This window comes from Reinekea marina (genome assembly GCF_030409715.1).
Classification (GTDB): Bacteria; Pseudomonadota; Gammaproteobacteria; order Pseudomonadales; family Natronospirillaceae; genus Reinekea; species Reinekea marina.
The window spans coordinates 718586-739601 of record NZ_JAUFQI010000001.1 but is presented as its reverse complement, the minus strand read 5'-3'; the positions used below and the strand labels follow the sequence as shown (position 1 = coordinate 739601).

Genomic DNA, 21016 nt, shown 5'->3' with positions numbered 1-21016 from the left:
AAATTCTATTTAATTGCGCTCCCTCACATTAGGGGAGCGCAGTTAAATTCAAACAAACTTACCTAAACATTTTCTTTGCTGATCGAATTAACTTGCTAACTCAACTTGCTGCTTACGATGAATTTGTGACATCACATTGCGTTTAATTTGAGTCGAAGACGTTCTTGGATTGTAATGTATCTGAATGACCTGCTTGCCTTGAGACTTCAAATAATCTTCAACGGCTAAGTTATGCGGTTTCTTGCCCCAGTCTTCGCCAATCACAAATATATCAACATTTAAATCCATGCAGGCCGTTACATACTCAAGCTCGTAATAAGGCTGCACTTGGCTGACGCAATCTAAGGCTTCTAACATTTCTCGACGTTGGTCTAACGGAATAACCGGAACATTGGGTTTGTATGAATTCACCACGCTGTCGGAGGCCACGCCCACAATCACTGTATCACCTAAAGTTTTACAAAATTTCAACAAGGCTAAATGACCTACGTGCAGTAAATCGAATGTGCCAACGGTATATACAATCATTGTGAAGTTAACTCCGAAAAAATAGAAACATAGCGGCGAGGCAAACACTTGATGAGCGGTTACTCACAGTAATTGCCAGCCATAGAACAAAGAGATCACCAGCGTATAGCCAGCAAGTATATAAACGTGCCGAGGATTACCCGACAGTTTTGGGGTTTTAATTTGGGAAACGTTTAAGCCAGCGAGTATCACACCCGTCATAAACAACACGACTGCAAAAACCGCGTGTTGAAATGCACGTTCAAACGCAAAAACAAAGACGAAAATTAAACTGTTGTTATCAAGTGCTAAGCCTGTGTATTTTTTACCACCGGCCAAGCCATAGAGGCTAAAATAACTTAACCGAATGGCTGCAGCCGACACCATGATAAAGGCGGCAATTAGATAAATTGGATTAAACTGACCATAGCTCATCACCAACACGGCTGGTGCCACGCCATAACTGACAATGTCGATTAAGACATCAAGCTGACCACCAAACGCGCTGTCGTTTCCAGTTCGGCCTTTCATTTTTCGTGCCACTAAACCGTCAGCCCAATCAAAGCCAACCGCCCAAACCATGCCGATCATCGCGGCTGAATAGACACCTAAAATAGCGTAGTATATTGCCAGCAATGTACAGAGCAAACCCGCTAACGAACATAGGTTTGGCAGATCCTTAACATAAGACAAAATGGTTGGTTGAACCGGATCGTTTTTAATCGTCATAATAGGCCTAAGGTGTGACAACTTTTTATATCAGCAAGGCAAAAATTTAAAAGCGACAGGCAGCCGCGTGACTTGCAAAGTCGAACAAAAAGTTGAAATGAGTAACTAGAAACAGGGTGTTACGTCAGTAACAAAGTGTTGCTATGGGAACGTACTTCTTACGCAGAGTGAGAAACTGTGCTGCAAGATGGAAAGATGTGAAAACGTTGGAGATGTGTAGATCGGCCGCAGTGTATCACAAACGGCTCTAACTTAGTGAAAATAACGTAAACGGAGCATTCAAGGGAGTTAGCCGCGCTAAGCGGCCTTTAAGCGCCTAACTTAGCCACAACACTTTTTGTATTTTTTGCCACTGCCACAAAGACAAGGTTCGTTGCGCTCAGGTACCTTATCTAACACGACCGTTTCAACTTTGTTGAGCGCCGTGGTTAATTCGGTAATGGATTCAACCGCACCTTCATTGCGATCTAAGATTATTTGCGCGTATAAACCGGCCTCGGTCACCACATGAGCCAACTCATGCTGACGCTCTTCAGATGTCACCACCAAGTTTAATGGGTACTTCTTACTGCCTATTTTCTGGCTAGGGTTGGTTTGATAACCAAGCTGAGTGTGGTGTTGACGTGATTCTTGACGACCTTTGAAGAAAAACTTGTCTGACATGGTGCTACCTTTATCTCAATTCAATAATAAGGCGCACTCGGTCAATTCGGGCAAGCCAATTTTTTCGGGCGCGCAATATACCATGCGCTGTAGTTTTTAGGTGGATTATTAACCAAAAAAAATATGAACAATATTTACCCCTTTTCCCATGCTGAGCCGTTTAAGTCATACCAACCCCACAATGAGACTTAATTATGAAGCTATCGACCCCACTCAGCCTATTGACTATCGCCATTATCTCAGCTTGCGGCGCACGAACCTCACATAACGATATAACCATGGCCGAGCCTTACAAAGCGCCTTCCGAATTAACCGAAGTTAAATCAACCGCACCCGCTGCGACCAATCACAAGGCCATCAAAAAAGTACATTCCTTGGTATACGAATCTGATTCCGTCGCTGACTCTGTCACTACATTAGTAGAACCCGCGTTACACGGGCGAAGCATAATCGACAATGACATGGGGCTGCCCGTTCAGAACAATGAAAAATACGCCAATGCCAAACTATCGCCCATCAAAATAGTCGCCGATGACCCTGTTAGCACCTTTTCAACTGATGTCGATACCGCCAGCTACACCAATGCCCGCCGTTTTTTAGAGCACGGTTCTTTGCCGCCAACCGACGCGATTCGCGTTGAAGAATTTATCAATTATTTTGATTACGGTTTGAAAGCACCCACCAGCTTACAAGAACCCATCGCCATTGAAACCGAGCTCACTACAACACCCTGGAATGAACATACCCAATTGATGCGCGTATCGTTACAAGCCTATAAGAGCAATATGGCCGACTTACCGCCATTGAACCTGGTCTTTTTATTGGACGTCTCTGGCAGCATGGGTGACCCCGACAAACTGCCACTGATGCAACGCTCGTTTAACTTATTGGTCGATCAATTACGGCCTCAAGACCGCGTGTCTATTGCGGTGTATGCTGGTGATTCGGGCGTGGCGCTTGAGCCGACTGCGGGCGATCAAAAGCAAACCATCATCAACGCGATCAACCAACTTCGGTCAGGCGGCAGCACGCACGGCAGCGCAGGCATTCATTTAGCTTATGAACTGGCGCAAGCGAATTTTGATAAAGATTCCATTAACCGAGTCATCATAGGCACCGATGGCGACTTTAATGTCGGTACCGTTGGCATAGACAGCCTAAAAGACTTGATTGAATCTAAGCGCGAGAGCGGTGTCTTTTTAAACGTGCTCGGCTTTGGTACTGGCAATTACAATGATCACTTAATGGAAGAGCTCAGTAACCACGGTAACGGTGTTGCCTACTACATTGATAGCTATCAAGAAGCACGAAAAATATTCTCAGAGCAACTCACCGCAACGCTGCAAACGGTCGCGAAAGATGTCAAAATTCAAGTTGAATTTAACCCCGCCAATGTCGCTGAGTATCGCTTAATTGGCTATGACAATCGTCAGCTTCAGCGCGAAGACTTTAACAACGATAAAATAGACGCAGGTGAAATGGGTTCCGGCCATACAGTCACCGCGCTGTACGAAGTTGTTCCAGCACACAGCGAGTTTCGGTTTAACGACCCGCTTCGATATAACACAACCGAAACAGCGAAATCATTGCCTGATTCAAATGAGCTGGCTTTTGTAAAAGTACGTTACAAACTGCCAAGTAACAGCCACAGCGAGTTGATGAACATCCCGGTAGAACGTACGGTTACTCAAAGCTCAACGACCATGACGTTCGTCACTGGAGTCGCTGGTTTTGCAGAACAGCTTCGCCACAGCCCGTACGTTCAAAACTTCACTTATGCAGATACCGAAGCGTTGGTTAAAACTGGCTTAGAGAATGACCGTTGGGGATACCGCCAACAACTGCTACAGTTAGTTAAAAATGCACAAAGCGTACAAGGAAATCAATGAGTCTCGCCAACCCATTAAAACACTGGTGGCAATCGAAGAACCCGTTTTCGAACGCCACCCACTTAAGCGATGCTGAGCTGTTATTGCAGTACATACACAGCAGGCACCCCGAATTAATGGAAGCGTTAATCAGCCGACACGGTGATGCTTTGTATCACTTCTTACTCACCTTAGCCGATGCGTTTTTAGCAGAAGATGTATCGCAACACACTTGGTTAAAAGTTATCGAAAAACCAAATGCGTATCAACGCAAAACCGCCAAGTTTCGTACTTGGCTGTTTACCTTAGGCCGTAACGGTTTAATAGATGAGTTAAGACGCCTCGCCCGATGGGAATGGCAACCCATTGAAGAAGATGAGGTTTCAACCGATGATCACGACGATAATTTTTCAGTGCTGGAACGAGAAGGATTACAACAAGCCTTCGATGAAGCCTTAATGGTATTACCCTTTGCACAACGTGAAGCGCTCATGTTACAGCTGGAAGGCTTTGCACTAGAAGACATAAGCACAATAACAGGCGACGGATTCGAAACCATCAAAAGCCGAATTCGATTTGCCCGTAAAACGCTGAAAGAACGCTTAGAGGTGATGGCATGAAACACGATTCCCCTAAAAAAGTCACCCTAGAACAACTTTACCAACAGCGTAAAGCAAACCACACCTTACCGGCTGAATTGCATGCGCAATTGCAGCAAAAAATTAAACACCAAAAAGCGAAAAAATTTATTCGCTGGCAGTTCGCCGTACCCATAGCCTTTGCCAGTGTCATGACCGTTGTGCTCATCGTTCCAAATCGCGAGCAACTTAATGAAGACATGGCGTTCGTAACGGCAACCCAAAGCTTACCGAACGCCAGCGCGCCTTCGGTAGCTAACCAAGCAGGTGAAATGAACACCGAGCGTGCAATCGCTGGCGATCAAATCGAAAGTGATTCCGTTTACCAAAGCGCACCCGTCGAAGCAAAAGCGAAAGCAATTAAATCGACCGGTAACGCCCAACCCTTAGAAACACTCATGATGCCTGACAGTGTGTATGAAATAACCGCTGACGTTGATGTGCAACCTGAAAGCCCAGTGATTCTATGGGTAACAGAAGGCACACTTGGGCTGTTTGAAAACTGCGATCAAGAACCCGTTCAACTCGACGCGAAGACAGATTTGGAAGGTTGGGTTAAGGCAACATGGATAGAAGATGAATGGACGTTTGAATTAATAGGGGAAAGTGTTGAGTTTGGAGCTGCAAGTTGTGAGTGAAAAAGAACGGTTTTTGGCTGCGAGCTACGGGCTGCGGGTTTAAACAAAAAAACAAAACGGTAACTTGGTTAGCACCTAGGCTCGCAATTAGCCTTGCTCGGTAATTTGAGGCATGGATGGCGAAGCTTAGCGGCGCAGGGGTGCGAACAGCGACCGAGCAAGGGTAATTGGGAGACTGGGGGCGGTTTTTGGCTGTGAGCGGTTTTAAGCTGCGGGCTACGGGCTGCGGGTTTAAACAAAAAACAAAAACGGTTCCACGGTTAGCACCTAGGCTCGCCATTACCCTTGATCGGAAATCTGAGGCATGGATGCCGAAGCTTAGCGGCGCAGGGATGCGCGAACAGCGACCGAGCAAGGGTAATTGGGAGACTGGGTGCGGTTTTTGACGCCGGACTTCGGGCTAAGGGCTGCGGGTTAAAAGCAAAAGACGATGCCTAAGCACACCGGGTTCATAACTGTTCGGTTGTTGTGTAGTTCATATTGATATTAAACAGAGCGCAACGCGATCGATATACTGGGTACATTCAAAAAAGGAGCGAACATGAATATTGCAAACAATGTTACTGATTTAATCGGCAATACCCCCTTAGTGAAACTCAATCGTTTAACCGAAGGTTGCCAAGCTGAAGTCGTTGTGAAGCTTGAGTTTTTTAACCCAGGTAAGTCTGTAAAAGATCGTATTGGCGCTGCCATGATCGCCGACGCGGAAGAGCGAGGCGTTTTAAAAGCAGGCATGACCATTGTTGAGCCAACTTCTGGCAACACTGGCATCGCACTGGCCATGGTCGCAGCCTCAAAAGGCTACAAGTGCTTACTCACCATGCCAGAAACCATGTCGAAAGAACGTCGCATGTTATTAAGAGCTTACGGTGCTGAATTAGTTCTGACCCCTGGCCCCGATGGCATGGGTGGCGCTATTTCGAAAGCAAAAGAAATTGCCGATGCAGACCCGTCTAAGTTTTTCTTGCCACAACAATTTGAAAACCCAGCCAACCCTGCGATTCATGCCAGCACCACCGCTGAAGAAATTTGGCGCGACACCGATGGCAAAGCTGATATTTTAGTCGCAGGGGTTGGCACCGGCGGAACCGTATCGGGTGTTGCAGAAACACTTAAAGCGAAAAAGCCTGAATTCAAAGCCATAGCCGTTGAGCCAGCCGCGTCACCGGTTATTTCAGGCGGCGCAAAAGGGCCACACCCTATTCAAGGCATCGGCGCTGGTTTTATTCCTAAAAACTTAAATGTATCGATACTGGATGAAACGATACAAGTCAGTAATGAAGATGCCTTCGCTACCGCAAGAGCGATGGCCAGCAAAGAAGGCTTATTAGTCGGTATTTCATCTGGCGCCGCCGTTTGGAGTGCCTTAGAAGTTGCCAAGCGTGAAGAAAATGCGGGTAAGCTGATTGTGGTTATTATTCCATCTTTCGGTGAACGCTACTTATCTACGCCGTTGTTTGCGGATTTGGCTGATTAAGCTTTGTTTATTAGCTGCAAGCTTCAAGCTGCGAGTGAGTTCAAGGGATTGAGCTCACTGACTTCCCAAAGCCCGACTCCTCTCACATTTTTCCTTTGAATCTATAGTGAAGCACACGCTTTCGTGATATTAGTAAAGTATCCAACATTAAGGATGTTTTACATTGCTTATCGTCGCGACCCTTTTTGCACTGCTCACATTAACCCACTACCTCGTTTCGCCTATACTTTTTCAGGAACTTATCAGCCCTTTCCAGCACATAGGGTTCGCGCTATTGTTCTCTATATTCATTTTGCTATTTATCGCTCATGGTTTCATATATCGCTCAATGAAAGTATCAAACAATATGCCTGATCTTACTGAGCGCTGGCTGTGCGCGTTAGTGTTCCCTATGCTGTTGGCTATACCGGCGTTAATAGCGCATGGGTTTACTACAGCAGTCATTCCAGCCAGCTTTGCAACGGTTGTGATACTGATTTTTGATAAACCACTCGCAAGTTTTTTTCTACTGCACAAACACCCGTACTATTCAAAGCTGAACATAGAAAGTAATGCCCCTAGCAACGACTTCAACACACTAAAATATCAGTTTTGGACCTTCATCCTTTTAGGTCCGCTTCTATTTTTAATCGCTCCAAATCTGTGGCACTGAGAAAACTAATATGACATTAGCCTTCACCATAACCTGTGTTCTTCTTATCATTCAAGCCGCGATTTACCTTTTACTAAATGCTTGGACAAAGTACTGGCCCACTGTATCAATCAAAGACTTAACTGTCTCAACTCATACAAAACCAAGCGACATTCGATCGGGTTCAACCATATATACCATCGGTGCTGTCTATAGTTATGTGGTAGATGGTGTTGAAGTGCGCTCAAATAGAATTGGCTTAGCAAAGCGAATACGCACTGAAAATTTAAGTGAATTTAAAAGAGTTAAACAAAGACTAGAAGCATCAAAGACTGTTCACTACTGCCCGTTTCATCATCGATTTTCGATGTTATCAACTGATACTTTTAATAAAGCATTTACCTATTTCTCATTGATTGTAGGAGCTTTTCTTCTGGCAATTGTAAAATTTATGGTGCATATATTGAATTAAACCATTCAGGTTAGTAACGAAGAAGTTTTTGTTATAAAAGTGCCATGATCACTAAAGAAGGACGGCTAGTGGGCATTACATCGAACGCATCTACATGGAGCAAACTGGAAGTCGCCAAACACGATGAAAACAAGGAAAAAGGTCACACCCATATTTGAACTACGTCGCAAATATTAAAAAAATACTATTTTTTAATCTATGAGTCTTCTTAGACAAAAAACATTAAATCAAAGCCAAAAATGTAAATTAATTCGACACTCAAAAAACACCCCCATTATCTTTACCCATGATTTATCCTTCAAAAAGAGAAAAATCCAAGTTTTCATATTTATTATCAAGTGTCGATTTTTTTTACTAATGCTCAGAATCCTGTCTTTTTTATTCCAAATGTTCATTCTAAGGGTGTTAGTTTTTTCTATGTTCAGCTGATAAAGTCCAGAGTTGATAAATGCATCTAGGATAGATCACACATGAAATATTTAGCCCCCTCGACAATATTAATCACCACTTTACTCTCTGGTACTGTTAGCGCTGCAATCATTGATATTCAAGAACTGGCTTTATTTAACTATTCTGACTCTATCGGCACTGTTCTCGAGCACGATGAAATTGGTTATGACTATTCCGATTTTAGTGATTATGGCCTTACCGTCGAATTTGAAAATAATTTAGACAGTAACAATTTAGGTTCATTCGCATGGACCGTCACAAACAACGGTTCAGAATCAATATTTGGTATGCATACCTCGGTATTTTGGGATGCGGAGTTAAGCCAGTACGACAATTCATTTTCTAATGAGTCCGGTGAGTATCTAGGCAATACCGAAGCTGTTAGCTGGGAAATTGATGAGCCTGGTAACACCTCGGGAGATCTAGTTTGGAACATGCTCGACTATGCAAAAGGCGACAACACCAACGCGCTAGAAGGTACTGAAGATGATGTTGCCTTCTCATTAGGCTTTTTTCTAGAAAAATTAGACATCGGTGAATTTTTCGAGCTGACCTTTCAAGTAAGTGAATCAAACATTGGCGGGCTACGCCATTTTGATGAGAACAGCAATGAAGAGTATTTTTTCAACGGGTTTTTAACCTATGTCTCCAACGTGGATGTCGCTGCACCCAGTGAAGTACCCGAGCCTGCATCTTTTGCACTGTTTCTACTTGGCATAGCCGCTCTTTACCGTGTGCGTCGAACTTCAAACTAGCATTGTGGTACGGGTATTCACCACTTAAATCGGGATGTTTCAAAAGGAGCTTTTTATGACACCCAAAAAAATATTTGCCAAACTTGCTCGCCTGTCATTGCTGATGTTGATGTCTATACCAACATTGGTTTTTTCTGCTACAGAGGTTGACAACGGGCTTAGTTGGTTAGAACAGCAAATAGATGGTGTTGGCTTCTATGCAACGACCAATGAAATGGTTTCCCCGATTGATTCTACCTACGCAGCCATGGTGTCGTTAGACAATAATTTAAAATCGCTAGAGAGCTCAAGTATTCAGGTTTTTGTAGATACTAGTGCCAACGATACCATTAGTTTAGCTAAAGCTATTTCCATTAAAGTTCGAGCGGGTCTTGATGTAAGCGAGCAAGTCAACATCGTGTTACAGCGCCAAAATTACGATGGTGGCTTTGGTAGCGGCCCTAACTCGGAATCTACTGTTGTCGACACTGCTCACGCAGTTACAGCGTTGCTTGTCTCAGGTAATATTGATAACAATGCTTTAAATCAAGGTTTAAGCTTCCTGATTTCAATGCAAGGGTCAGATGGTGCATGGCGATACAGTGATGGTATTCCATCGGTATATCTAACCGCATCGGTGACAGAAACCTTATGGATGGCTCGCGGATTAACACAACAAGATGCGACCACCGCCGTCTTTCAAGCTAGGCAATACATTTTATCCCAAGTGAACGGCTCTACAGGTTTATGGTCAGATATAGCAACCAGCGCTACCGCCATCAATGCAATTTTTCCAACCTATCCAGATCCATTGACGATGACACCCTATTTATCACGCTTAAAGCAACAGCAAAATTCTGATGGCAGTTGGGCAGGCAAAGTTTATGAAACGGCACTGGCCATTCAAGCGTTAAACGCCGATGCTGCTGATGCGATATTATCAACAGTACCTACTGTTATCCTGGGTACTATTGTCGACAGAGACAGCTCCGGATCCATTCAAAGCTTTAGTGCAATTCTAGAGTCTCCTCTCAATACTTATAGCCTAGATGGAAGCGACGGAAACTTTATTTTTAATAATATCGAAGGCGGAATCTATAACTTAGTTGTAAGCGCTGAAGGCTATGAGCAAAAAATAATTTCAAATATTACAGTAGTTCCAAATACAACCCGTACCCTTGCGGAAGTTCAAATGAGTGCCGTTCCCACTACTGCAATACTGATGGGTAAGGTTCTCGACTCTACATCCAATGCGGCTATAAGCGGTGCTAAGGTTACCATTTCGGGCGCACATAATACGGAAGTGTTGACTGATGCAAATGGCTACTACCAAATTCCAAATATTGTACCAGGCGCTTTATCTATTCGAGTAAATCGTGAAGGCTATCAAGTAGTATCTGCGCAAGCCGAAGCCGTAGCAGGTCGCACGCTTAGCTTTAACCCATCATTGAAACCTAATAGCAACCCAGGTGCAGACCCCTTAGCGGGAACACCCTCTACATCTAGCGTACTTTTTAATGTTGTTGATGTGAATGGAGACCCCGTTAAGTATGCAGCGATTCGTGGCGATTTTAGCGGCAACTCTGAATCAATCCATCTATCAACAGGCGGTTATGGCCATGTATCCAAAGTGTTTAATGTCAAAGGGAATTTAACCTTTACAATTTCAAAAGTGGGATACAACGTTGTTGCGAGTCAAGTTTCCATTGTCATGGGCCATAACTTCAACCTAAATGTCGTGTTGCAACCTGCAGGGGCTGATGAGGCTGGGACAGTAGATGACTCACATGAACCACAAGAAAATTTACCGACTAACTCAGAGTTTATCGTTACCGTCCTTGACCGAAATAGTGGAAGCCCTATCGAAGGCTCTTCGGTTTCAGTGAGTGGCTCTCAATCGATATCTTTAACAACCAATGCAACTGGCATTGTAGCTTTTGATCAGTTTGGAACTGAAACAGTCCACATCTCTGTTGAAAGGAATGGCTACTTAACTGAATCGGGAAGTGTAGAATTATTTGCCGGAAACCGTTCAGCTCTACAAGTAGAATTATTACAAGATGATGCCGTTGATATGCGAACATCGACTCTCACGGCCCTACTCTTAAGTGAATCTACTCAACAACCGGTATTGGGTGCAACAGCAGAGCTAGTGGATAGCCTTGATGCTCCACTCTATGTTTGGAACTCAGCATCTGAACACGAAATTCTTCTTGATGGGCTGATTCCCGGTACCTACAACCTAAATATTTCAGCACCAGGCTACTTTGATTTTGTACGCCCAATACAAATTACGCCGGGGTCTAATGTTGCGCTTGGAGATATCTTATTAGAAGAACAATTACCTAGCCCTAAGCTATTCGGCCGTATTATTGATTCAACGACACTTGCGCCTCTATCAGGTGCACTCATCGCGAGCCAAGTCAGTCAACAAACGGCAATCACCGATGAGTTTGGTCACTATGTACTGGAAAACTTAGCCTTAGGTGAGCAATCAATCATCGTTGCCGCTTCTGGGTATGCGCGGCAATCGCATTTAATTCAATTAGACCGCCCTATCGCGCATCAGTTCGATGTTGGGTTAGCGCTTTCTACAGGTGTTGGCGTGTCTATAGACCGTTCAGACTTGGACTTTTTAGAATTTAGTGCTTATCAAGAAGTAATCGAAAATGTTGTCTTAGTAAATAACACCGCGACCGACAAGTTTGTACATCTCGAATTTAATTTGTTTAACCAAGACAATGAAATGATGACCTATACACGGGGGTTAGATGAAACGGGCAATGTAGTACAAGACACCGGTATTATGGTGCCTGCTAATAGCTCAGTCACCTCTCAGCTCCGTTGGGAATCTCAAAACCTTTTAGCTGACACTTATCAGGCAGCCTATCGTTTATTAACGGCTAATTCCGGCGTCGGTCCGAATAGCTTGGTGTTACATGAGGTATTTAAGGACGTTGTCATTGAAGCAACCCACAATATCCAAACAAGTAACCTATTGCATGTCGGAAATACATTGGATGTGGGTGAACTCACACTTTTTGAGCCCACCATTGAGCTAACCAACGGATCAAACACGGATGGCAACCTGACCGTTTATTATCAAATAATAGATCCGAGCGGTTCTATCATTGCTAAATCTGAGTTGTTGAGGGAGGAGTGGCATCTAAACACGCAAAAGCTAACACTCAATTTACCGCCAATAGATGTCTTGATTCTTACCGAAGGTAGTCATCAACTGGAAGTCGTATCAACGCTTAATGGCATTCAACATAAAGTTTTGAGTGAGCCCTTACTGGCATCACCTTCAATTCGTATCGACGTAACACAATCTTTGAGTGACGACCTTGTCTACCCAAATCAAGAAAAGGCAATCACGGTTAATATTCAGTTAGAAGGAAAGGAGTACTTCGGTGAATAATTCTCAGCGTAATACAGCAATAACGACCCTTGCACTAGCGACAACACCTATGTTGAGCCTTGCCAATGATGTACTGGGTAAAGATTTTACAATCGCGTTTCCGACTAACTACGAAGGCTCAGGTATACCAACACTGTTTTTCTCAGCGCAAGAAAACACAGAAGTAAAAGTGACCATCCCAGGTTTAGCCATTGAAGAAACGCTACAGGTGTTAGCAGGTGAAGTCGGCACGCTCGCTTTACCTCAAGCAGCAAACCGCTTAGGTTCGGGTGAGATTAAAGATCTAGGTGTGTTTGTTGAATCCTCTCAAGACATTTCTGTCTATGGTATGAATGAGGTCAAATTCACCACAGACGGTTTTACCGCACTACCAAACGATGTATTGGGTCGCGAATATTACATACTGAGCTACTACCCTCTTAATCGAAATAACTGGCGATTAGATTCAGAACTTGTCATTGTCGCGACCGAAGACAATACCCAAGTTCAAATAATTCCAAGTGTTGACATCAACTCAAGCTTTTTAGCTCATGAACTTCAACAGATCACCTTGAATAAAGGCCAAACCTTTCAGCTCAGCTCGTATGAAGAAGATGTTTCGGGTACCTTTATTCGCGCTTCTTTGCCGATAGGCGTTTACGGTGCACACGAATGTGCCGACGTCCCTTCTCGAGATAGCCGAATTGGTTGGTGTGACTATTTAGTAGAGACCATGATTCCGGTGAATAACTGGGGCTATCATTATGATCTTATCCCACTTGCAACACGCCTTTCAGGAGATGTATTTCGTGTAATGGCGTCTGAAGATAATACGCCTGTCGATGTGAACGGGCAGGTCGTGGCGATATTAGCAGCAGGTGAGTTTTATGAGGCCGTTATCAACGGCCCTATGTCTGTGTCATCGAGCAAACCTATTATGGTTGCGCAATATGCGATGGGGCAAGGCGCAGATAACATCAATGCTGATCCATTCATGATGAACATTGTTCCGTTTGAACAATTTTTAAGTGAGTACTTATTTACAACACCTGCGGATGGTTTTGTAAATAACTTTGTTAACGTTGTCGTTGAGGTTGGAACCAATCTTTTACTTAATGGTAATTTAGTCGATATATCAAACTTCAACGAGATTCCAGGTAGCAACTATATTGGTGGCCAACTGTCACTGAGTATTGGCCAGCACGCTATGGTCGCAGATAAACCATTTGGTGCTTATGTCTATGGTTTTAATGCTTACGACTCTTATGGTTACCCGGCAGGTCAAGCCTTCGCGGATATTTCACCACGCGCCGATAGTTATGCTCCCAACATCAGTTCATTGCGACACATCGGTCATCAAATGGCAGGTTACGTATCGGACAATGAAGACCTTAGCGCCAATGGCATTCTAGACCCAGGTGAAGACCTAAATGGAAATGGCCTGATCGACGGTCGCAGTGAAGATGCAAATTTCAACAATATTTTAGACCCCGGTGAAGATCTAAATGGCAACGGTGTACTCGATAAAGATGTTGGTTTCGTTACCTTAAAACTTGCTGACGGCTCACAAAATGTTGAACTCGACATTCGTTCCGTGACCAGCTCACGCTACCCTTTATTCGCGTTTGGCGTGAAAACAATGGATCCCAGATTACCAGGGTCTGCAACACTTATCGCCGAAGATCTTTTTGGCAACCAAACGAGCATTCCGGTTGAGGTTCCCTCTGAGTCTGCACTTGTCGATGTTAAAGTCGTCAGTGTGGTCAATGGTGATCGCATTGTCGTTAATGAAGCTAGCTTTTCAAAAGTGCCTGACAGTATCGTGTCGACTCCAGATGATGTAACCATTACATGGTCGTTTGATAAACTGTTATCCAGTGAGCTTCAAGCGTTTGATTTTGACGTAGCATTGTTAGCACCAAGAGAAGGTGAGCAACGCATCGTGACTAAGTCACTAACCCTTTCTTATTTAAACAAGCCGCACAGCGCTAGGAAGGTCAAAACACTGGGGCCACAGTCAGTTTTGGTGGCTTCATCGGCGTTCGCGCTGAATTTAACAGCCAACACCAACAATGTAGGGCCGAATAGCGACATAATCATTACTTCGCAAATAGAAAACTTGTCAGACACTCTATTTGATGCCGAGCTGCAATTAGAAATTATAGGACCCAATGGAGAATCTTTAGCGGTGACTGTTATCGATGTACCCCAACTAGATGGCGGTGCCACAACCAATATTAATTGGGATTGGAATTCCGCTGGCCAATTTGCGGGTGAATATACGGCGAAGGCAACATTACTACGCGAAGATCAAATTGTTAATGAAACAAATTATCTTTTCCAAGTAGTACGCGGAACCGATGTTCTTTACCCCCTAGATATTGATGCCGCTATTGGTTTGAACGCCGGAAACGGCATCATCATAGAACAGGTTGATTTTAGTGCTACAGATATCGTCCCGGTTTCAGTCCAGATCAATAACGTAACTCAAAATGAAATATTTGGTGGTGGCCGATCTGTTGTGCTATTGGTTAATTCAACTGGCCAAATTATGGAGTCTCATGAAAAGACATTGAGTTCTGTCGCACCGGGCGAGTCACTGACGATTAACCAAAGCTTTCAACTTGACGATATTGCACCCGGTGTCTACACGGTTTGGATTTACCTTTACGATGCAGACGATAACTTAGTCGGTGTGAGTAGCTATACAATCAATATTTTAGAGAACAGCAACTCAGTCGTTACGGGCTCAGTCAGTGCACAGCACCCGGAGCTTCTCAGAGGTGATGATCAAACTTGTCATGAGACTTTTGTAAACTCAAGTGTTCGAGACCAAGCCAATGTTGAAATAACTTCGAATATTTTGGATGTTACAAATCAAGTATTAACAGATTCGGGAATCAAGCTGATCACCATACCCGCGCTTGATGAAATAAACGAAGCCTATATTGGTTCAACTGCTGCCGGGCTGAGTACAGGTCAATTCGCTTGTGTCGTTAAGACGACTAATGCAGGGATAGATAAAACCTTAGGCTTAGCACTATTCGATGTCTATAATCTAATCGCGGTGCCCGGAAATGCACAAACACTCGAAGTAGGCGATACGCTAACACTCGATGCGACAGGCAGCCGCGAATCCGAAGGTTTACCTCTGACTTACCAATGGACATTAGTTGATAAACCAGACAATTCACTCATTGAACTTACAGACGCAGTAGACCCCATTCAAACTTTCTTAATTGATCAACAGGGAACCTATACCTTTGAACTCTCAGTTAATAACGGTACAGAAGAAAGTTTACCTAAGTTAGTGAGCATCACGGTAACCAACAGACTACCAAGCGTTGACGCCGGCCCAGATCAATTGATTACATTGATGCAAAACGTACAGCTCAATGGTTTAAACACCACCGACGATGACAACGATTTACTAGAGTTCGCTTGGTCTTTTGTTTCAAAACCAGAAGGCAGCAGCGCCCAAATGGTTGAGCCCGATACCGGTTCGCCATCTTTTGAGGTAGACGTAGAAGGTGTCTACATTGCGGAGCTAACCGTAACCGATGACGCTGGCGGAGTCGCCAAAGATCAAGTGATCTTGAGTGCTGGAAACCTAGCCCCGGTAGCCGATGCTGGAGCAACACTGTCGGGGCAAGTCGGCGACCGTGTCACTCTAGATGGTTCATCAAGTTTTGACGTGAATGGCGACCAGTTATTTTACGACTGGCAGATGATTAGTCGGCCCCCTACGAGTACAGCCAAATTGATCAACGGTAAGTCAGCACGGCCCTTCTTCGATATCGATGTACAAGGCGATTATGTTTTCGAGCTTATCGTAAGCGATGGCGCATTGAACAGTGATGTGGATAGAACAACGGTCACCGTTGGCAATGTGCCTCCCGTCGCGAACGCCGGTCCTGATGGCAGCTTAGTACGCTACAGCAATAATTACTTAGACGGTAATGAATCGTTCGACGCCGATGGCGATGCCCTGCAATATCAATGGAGTATTATCAGCACACCGCGTTATTGGTATCGCCCTACGCTATACGAAGCCAATACAGCGACGCCGTATTTTAGCCCTAGCTACGACGGCGACTATGTCATTCAGCTTCGAGTGTTTGACGGCACCGCATGGAGCAATGCAGACACGGTAACCTATACAACAGCGAACGTTGCGCCGAGTGTCAATGCTTATTTAGATACCTACCAAACTATTTACTCAGGTGACCGTGTCAATATCAGTGCCTATACCTACGACAGTAACGGTGACAGCGTATCGGTTAAATGGGAACTCATTGAAAAGCCAGAGGGCAGCTTAGCCGTTATTGAAGACCCAGAATACCGATATACATCTTTCATTGCCGATGAACCCGGCGACTACGTCGCTCAAGTTACGGCGAGTGATGGTGAGTTACAAGATGTAGATACGGTTTACATTTATGGTGCTGAAGCCTGTATTAACAATCTGGACATTCGCCCAAAATCCGGAAAAGTACAGTTAACCTGGGATTATAACGAAGACACAACATGGGTTGATATTTATCGCTCAACAAATTTCGAGGGTCCATATGAATGGGTCGGAGATACCAATAATAGCTACTCAGTTTATATTGATGAGACCGTTAACAATGGCACACAATACTACTACCGTTTCGAAAGGGAGTTCTTTTCAGATGACTATGGCGAATACGGTGGTCCAATTCCTCATTTCGAAGATGACTTCTACTTCGGTGATTACGGAGACTATGGTGACTACGGCGAAGGTGATTACTTTTTCTACCGCAGCTGTGAATCACAGGTTATATCAAGCATTCCCGATCGACGCGTTCGCTACAACTTAGTGCCCGATCTACGCGGATTAACTGTCGAAGAGGCAGAAGCTGCAGCGGCCATAGACAGCTTCAGTATTGGCGAAGTAATCTTTGTTCGCACCACTGCAGTTGAAGCAGGTCGAGTGATACAACAAGACTCACCAAGAAACAGCCGATTACCTCGCGGCAGCCAAATTAACCTATACATCGCTACTTGGTAGTTAACGGAAGACAGGCCTTCAGCAGCCTGTCGATTTAAAGGAAATATTAAAAATGAACGTTTCTCTTTTTGACATCATTCGACACAAAGTTGCCATTTGGGTTGTCTTTCCATTGTTATTGGTGCTATCTGTTGCGATGTATCAATACGCTTACTATTCGCCAGCGGCCGTGGTCATTGAATTGAACCAAGCGCAACTGAACAGTTTGCGCTATGGACCAGCACTGGAAGAACAAACACCGCTTGATGAGCTGGGCACGACGCTACAGTCTGTCAAAGAACTCACCAATTTAACACTCTCGGGTGTTGATGATTATCAAGAAAGCAAAAAACTATCGCTTGATGAAGTTTTACAGTTTATGGGCGTTAAAACAGATGCCGGCATGAACTTAACTGAGCTTGAAACAAAGCTCGACCGGATTATTGAGTTAGAAACGGTCGCGCTTGATTCTTTTAATGATATGCATGAGTACTTAATTGAAATAGATGCCGACAGTGTCATCTTCGAACGACATGACGCCGCCGTTGAAAAGTTTAAAACAGCCATGCAACCTGTTAAAGACATTCGCAGCGCCTTCAATACTGCTGGTAGTTTAGATGAACAACAACGTCTACTAAACGAACTTGATGACTATTTAAGCACTCAGCAATTTAAAAAAACGCACACCGCTGAAGATTTTGAAAATGGCTCTCTACCCTTTGGGCCGCGTAACCTTCAAGCACGCGAGCCGTTACTTGATTTATCGTCTTTAGAATCAAGCCTGTACGACCCTGTAAACGTTGCTTCAAACTCTCTAACACAAGATATTTTACGCGGCCTTACAGCACCGTCGCCTGAACCAAATGCAGAAGACTTAGCAGAGACAGAAGAAGCCCCCCAAACCCAAGAAATTATCGATTTAGCCGAAAGTTTAAATAACGATCCTGTCGAAATTTATAACTGGGTTTATAACAACATCTACTCCATACCTAGCTACGGCGCCATCCAAGGCGCACAGTACACAATGGATTTAAAAGCCGGTAACCCTTTCGATACCTCTGCACTACTATTGGCACTGCTTCGTGCAGCCGGCACCCCAGCACGCTACGCTTACGGAACCATCCAAGTACCGGTAGAACAAGCCATGAACTGGGTGGGTGGTGCAGAAGTACCCGAAGCAGCAACCAACGTCATGTTACAAGGCGGTATTCCAACCGTTTTACAATCGTACAACGGCGAAATTACGCACGTAAAAATGGAACACATTTGGGTAGAAGCCTGGGTAGACTATGAACCTAGCCGAGGGCTAGTCAATAACGAAGGCGATCATTGGATACCGATGGATGCATCGTTCAAGCAGTATGATTTTGAAGCTGGGATGGATTTAAAAAGTGCAGTACCATTTGATGCTGAGGGGCTAATCAATGACCTAATGGCAACGGGGACCGTTGATGAGCAGGCTGGATATGTGCAAGGGCTTGATCAATCTAAAATCCAACAAGCACTCTCAGACTATCAATCTGTGGTTGAAGCATACATCAATAATCAAACCCCTACCGCTACAGTCGGTGAAGTACTAGGCTTACAACAATTACCTATTAAACAGCGAGGTCCATTGGACGCAGGTTTACAATATCAAGTTGTGGACAGAGCCTCTCAAATTCAGGCTATTCCTGACAGCTTAAAGCAAAAATTTCGAATCAAGCTGGACTATGATAGCTGGGGAAGTAATGCCTTAGATGAAACCTATAATACCGTCAGTTTAGCCGGTAAAAACATTGCAATCAGTTTTGAGCCTGCTACTCAAAGTGATATAGATCTAATTACAAGTTACTTACCAAAACTGCAAGAGAATGGTGATATAGATATCACAAAATTTCCTGATCAATTGCCCGGATATTTGATCCATGTAACGCCTGAGCTGACAATTGATGGCGAGACTATTACATCACTGAACAATATAGCAATGGGTACAGAATTAACTAGCTACTATGCAATGTATGATCCCTCTTTCGGTTGGAGTCAGAGCAAGAATCGGCCAATAGCAGGCGAATACATTGCGATAGGATTAGACCTTCAAGGAATTGCACCGACATTTATGGAAAACCTTCAAAAAGACATAAAGAAGGTAGGTCAAGATATTGAGGACACTAATATTACAGGTCTTGATAAGCACCTGATTTCGGGAAAAATACTCCAATCAGTTTTATATAGCTATTTCGCATTTAATAACATACATGATGAACTTTCCAGTCGAAATACTGGCCAACTAATCTACCGCGCACCTAGTTATGGTCAGTTTCACAACAATATTAATTCGCAATATTGGTTTGGGATTCCTCGGAATGTTAGTTTTCCGGGCGTTACGATGGATATTGACAGGCTTGCTATTACAAGTTCGGATAAGTCGAATGATCATGATCTCAACAAAGCAGTCAATCAATCAAATGGCATGAGAATGAGCTTCCTTGAAAACTGGATTCCTGAGGTGATGCTTTCAACTAACCTTGAGCAGCTTGATGGCATTAGTGCTTCAAAGGCACTCTCCTTTGCAAGTGACTTAGGTCAAAAAATATACACATTAAATATCAACTCTATATCTCAGTTAAATTCAATTGAAATTGACTCCCAAGCAAGAGCAGAAATTATTGAATCATTGCGTAGCAATAAGGTAGTTATTGTTCATGAAAAGCCGATAGCTCTCGGAAAATGGACTGGCTCAGGGTATGTGATTTTGGATAGTTCTGGTGCTGGAGCATATAAAATTAGTGGTGGATATAACGGAAGTGAAACGACTTCGAGCAACCTACTAATTGGCTCTGGAGCTCTGCTAGCAGTGACAGACACTTATGCAGGTAAAAAAACGCCTACAAAACCATGGTTTTCTGAATCATTGAAAAAGATTTGGAAACAAGGTTTAGCTTCGAAAGCGACAGGGTATTTAGGGTTGGGAGTTTCAATACTTATGGCTTTAACCGATGATTCACTAGCTTGGTCAGACAAGTTGGCGCAAATCTCTATGAATCTGCTAGGATTTGGTGTTACAGCATATGTTGCTAGTGCTCTTGTAGCCGCAACTGCTATTCCTCTAGTAGCAGCTGTTTTACTAAGTGTATTAATAGCAATGGCTCTCGCTGTCGCAGTTACTTATATCAACTCTTACTACTTTTCTATGAGTACTTGGAGATTAAAACCTGACTTAAGAGGTAGACTTACATAATGACAATTATTTTTGAACTCATATGCCTGTTATTAAGCCTTCAGGCCTTAGCCTACATACTACTGGATATTTGGACGAAATATTGGCCAACTGTCCCAGTAGGAACGCTTTCGGTTGATACTCATTCCTTAACGAGTCAAGTTAGATCTGGTGTTACAGTATTCAATATTAGAGCTAGGTATCGATATGTTATCAGTGGGACAACTTTCATTTCGAATCGGATAGGTATTGTTAAGAATGTACGTACGGATAATATAAACCAATACGAGCAATACAAAAGAAAAGTAGAGGCATCCAAAATTGTACACTACTGCCCTTTTTATCCGGCGTATTCGATCTTACTGACTGGATTAATAAACAAGACCTTTACATATTTTACTTTGTTTCTCGGCATTGGCTTGATTGCTTTAATTAGATTTTTCAGTTTCGTTTGATTTGTATGTTAATTGCGTAAGGTAAAGCATATTTACTGCCATGACTCTCATATCTTTTATACTTTTAGCATTAGTCTCGCTACTAATCTGGATGAGATACTTTCGGGTTAGTTTTTTAGTGTTCTTTGTCAAAAGAAGAGAAAC

At 43.7% G+C, this 21016-nt stretch carries 16 protein-coding genes; 11 read left to right on the top strand and 5 right to left on the bottom strand.

The genetic code is table 11. The features are described from left to right. Positions 1 to 87: 87 nt before the first annotated feature. From QWZ13_RS03975 to QWZ13_RS03965, 3 genes are all read right to left on the bottom strand, one after another. A complete protein-coding gene (locus tag QWZ13_RS03975) occupies positions 88 to 576 on the bottom strand; it encodes an FAD synthase family protein (RefSeq protein ID WP_290280617.1) in 489 nt (162 codons plus the stop codon). 15 nt (positions 577 to 591) lie between these two features. After that, complete coding sequence (locus QWZ13_RS03970) at positions 592 to 1236, bottom strand: CDP-alcohol phosphatidyltransferase family protein (protein WP_290280616.1); 645 nt, start codon at positions 1234 to 1236, stop codon at positions 592 to 594. Positions 1237 to 1557: 321 nt separating this feature from the next. After that, positions 1558 to 1899 carry a PBPRA1643 family SWIM/SEC-C metal-binding motif protein gene (locus QWZ13_RS03965; protein WP_290280615.1) on the bottom strand — a complete coding sequence of 114 codons (342 nt, stop codon included), beginning with the start codon at positions 1897 to 1899 and terminating at the stop codon, positions 1558 to 1560. Between the two features lie 194 nt (positions 1900 to 2093). Here QWZ13_RS03965 and QWZ13_RS03960 point away from each other — a divergent pair, with 194 nt between their 5' ends. Genes QWZ13_RS03960 through QWZ13_RS03950 form a run of 3 tightly spaced genes read left to right on the top strand, consistent with a single transcriptional unit; the run spans position 2094 to position 5043 of the window. Beyond that, the gene (locus QWZ13_RS03960; protein WP_290280614.1) at positions 2094 to 3788 is read left to right on the top strand and encodes a vWA domain-containing protein; all 1695 of its coding nucleotides are present in this window, start codon (positions 2094 to 2096) and stop codon (positions 3786 to 3788) included. After that, the gene (locus QWZ13_RS03955; protein WP_290280613.1) at positions 3785 to 4387 is read left to right on the top strand and encodes a sigma-70 family RNA polymerase sigma factor; all 603 of its coding nucleotides are present in this window, start codon (positions 3785 to 3787) and stop codon (positions 4385 to 4387) included. Before QWZ13_RS03960 ends, QWZ13_RS03955 begins: the two co-directional genes overlap by 4 nt. Further along, on the top strand, positions 4384 to 5043 hold the full coding sequence (locus QWZ13_RS03950) for a hypothetical protein (RefSeq protein ID WP_290280612.1): 660 nt from the start codon (positions 4384 to 4386) through the stop codon (positions 5041 to 5043). Before QWZ13_RS03955 ends, QWZ13_RS03950 begins: the two co-directional genes overlap by 4 nt. Here QWZ13_RS03950 and QWZ13_RS03945 read toward each other — a convergent pair. Next, positions 4961 to 5323 carry a hypothetical protein gene (locus tag QWZ13_RS03945; RefSeq protein ID WP_290280611.1) on the bottom strand — a complete coding sequence of 121 codons (363 nt, stop codon included), beginning with the start codon at positions 5321 to 5323 and terminating at the stop codon, positions 4961 to 4963. The two genes, QWZ13_RS03950 and QWZ13_RS03945, sit on opposite strands and share 83 nt — an antisense overlap. Positions 5324 to 5328: 5 nt before the next feature. Between QWZ13_RS03945 and QWZ13_RS03940 the strand changes: the two genes are divergently transcribed. From QWZ13_RS03940 to QWZ13_RS03905, 8 genes are all read left to right on the top strand, one after another. After that, on the top strand, positions 5329 to 5481 hold the full coding sequence (locus QWZ13_RS03940; protein WP_290280610.1) for a hypothetical protein: 153 nt from the start codon (positions 5329 to 5331) through the stop codon (positions 5479 to 5481). A gap of 103 nt (positions 5482 to 5584) precedes the next feature. Beyond that, entirely contained in the window at positions 5585 to 6520 is a 936-nt protein-coding gene (gene cysK, locus QWZ13_RS03935; protein WP_290280609.1) for a cysteine synthase A, read from the top strand. A gap of 163 nt (positions 6521 to 6683) precedes the next feature. Next, the gene (locus tag QWZ13_RS03930; RefSeq protein ID WP_290280608.1) at positions 6684 to 7172 is read left to right on the top strand and encodes a hypothetical protein; all 489 of its coding nucleotides are present in this window, start codon (positions 6684 to 6686) and stop codon (positions 7170 to 7172) included. Between the two features lie 10 nt (positions 7173 to 7182). Then, a complete protein-coding gene (locus tag QWZ13_RS03925; protein ID WP_290280607.1) occupies positions 7183 to 7623 on the top strand; it encodes a hypothetical protein in 441 nt (146 codons plus the stop codon). A 470-nt stretch (positions 7624 to 8093) separates the two neighbouring features. After that, positions 8094 to 8828: a PEP-CTERM sorting domain-containing protein gene (locus QWZ13_RS03920; protein WP_290280606.1), complete on the top strand. Its 735-nt coding sequence runs from the start codon at positions 8094 to 8096 to the stop codon at positions 8826 to 8828. Between the two features lie 55 nt (positions 8829 to 8883). Next, the gene (locus QWZ13_RS03915; protein WP_290280605.1) at positions 8884 to 12228 is read left to right on the top strand and encodes a carboxypeptidase regulatory-like domain-containing protein; all 3345 of its coding nucleotides are present in this window, start codon (positions 8884 to 8886) and stop codon (positions 12226 to 12228) included. Continuing rightward, positions 12221 to 17239 carry a PKD domain-containing protein gene (locus QWZ13_RS03910; protein WP_290280604.1) on the top strand — a complete coding sequence of 1673 codons (5019 nt, stop codon included), beginning with the start codon at positions 12221 to 12223 and terminating at the stop codon, positions 17237 to 17239. The genes QWZ13_RS03915 and QWZ13_RS03910 overlap by 8 nt, the downstream gene beginning before the upstream one ends. 52 nt (positions 17240 to 17291) lie before the next feature. Then, positions 17292 to 20438, top strand: coding sequence for a transglutaminase domain-containing protein (locus tag QWZ13_RS03905; RefSeq protein WP_290280603.1), 3147 nt, complete (start codon positions 17292 to 17294; stop codon positions 20436 to 20438). Between the two features lie 136 nt (positions 20439 to 20574). Here the strand turns inward: QWZ13_RS03905 and QWZ13_RS03900 are convergent, their stop codons facing one another. Then, complete coding sequence (locus QWZ13_RS03900) at positions 20575 to 20736, bottom strand: hypothetical protein (RefSeq protein ID WP_290280602.1); 162 nt, start codon at positions 20734 to 20736, stop codon at positions 20575 to 20577. Positions 20737 to 21016 lie beyond the last annotated feature (280 nt).

Excerpts from the sequence above, each read along its gene's own strand:
- QWZ13_RS03970 (WP_290280616.1), bottom strand. The coding sequence starts at position 1,236 with ATGACGATTAAAAACGATCCGGTTCAACCAACCATTTTGTCTTATGTT.
- QWZ13_RS03965 (WP_290280615.1), bottom strand. The coding sequence starts at position 1,899 with ATGTCAGACAAGTTTTTCTTCAAAGGTCGTCAAGAATCACGTCAACAC.
- QWZ13_RS03960 (WP_290280614.1), top strand. The coding sequence starts at position 2,094 with ATGAAGCTATCGACCCCACTCAGCCTATTGACTATCGCCATTATCTCA.
- QWZ13_RS03955 (WP_290280613.1), top strand. The coding sequence starts at position 3,785 with ATGAGTCTCGCCAACCCATTAAAACACTGGTGGCAATCGAAGAACCCG.
- QWZ13_RS03950 (WP_290280612.1), top strand. The coding sequence starts at position 4,384 with ATGAAACACGATTCCCCTAAAAAAGTCACCCTAGAACAACTTTACCAA.
- QWZ13_RS03945 (WP_290280611.1), bottom strand. The coding sequence starts at position 5,323 with ATGGCGAGCCTAGGTGCTAACCGTGGAACCGTTTTTGTTTTTTGTTTA.
- cysK (WP_290280609.1), top strand. The coding sequence starts at position 5,585 with ATGAATATTGCAAACAATGTTACTGATTTAATCGGCAATACCCCCTTA.
- QWZ13_RS03925 (WP_290280607.1), top strand. The coding sequence starts at position 7,183 with ATGACATTAGCCTTCACCATAACCTGTGTTCTTCTTATCATTCAAGCC.
- QWZ13_RS03920 (WP_290280606.1), top strand. The coding sequence starts at position 8,094 with ATGAAATATTTAGCCCCCTCGACAATATTAATCACCACTTTACTCTCT.
- QWZ13_RS03915 (WP_290280605.1), top strand. The coding sequence starts at position 8,884 with ATGACACCCAAAAAAATATTTGCCAAACTTGCTCGCCTGTCATTGCTG.
- QWZ13_RS03905 (WP_290280603.1), top strand. The coding sequence starts at position 17,292 with ATGAACGTTTCTCTTTTTGACATCATTCGACACAAAGTTGCCATTTGG.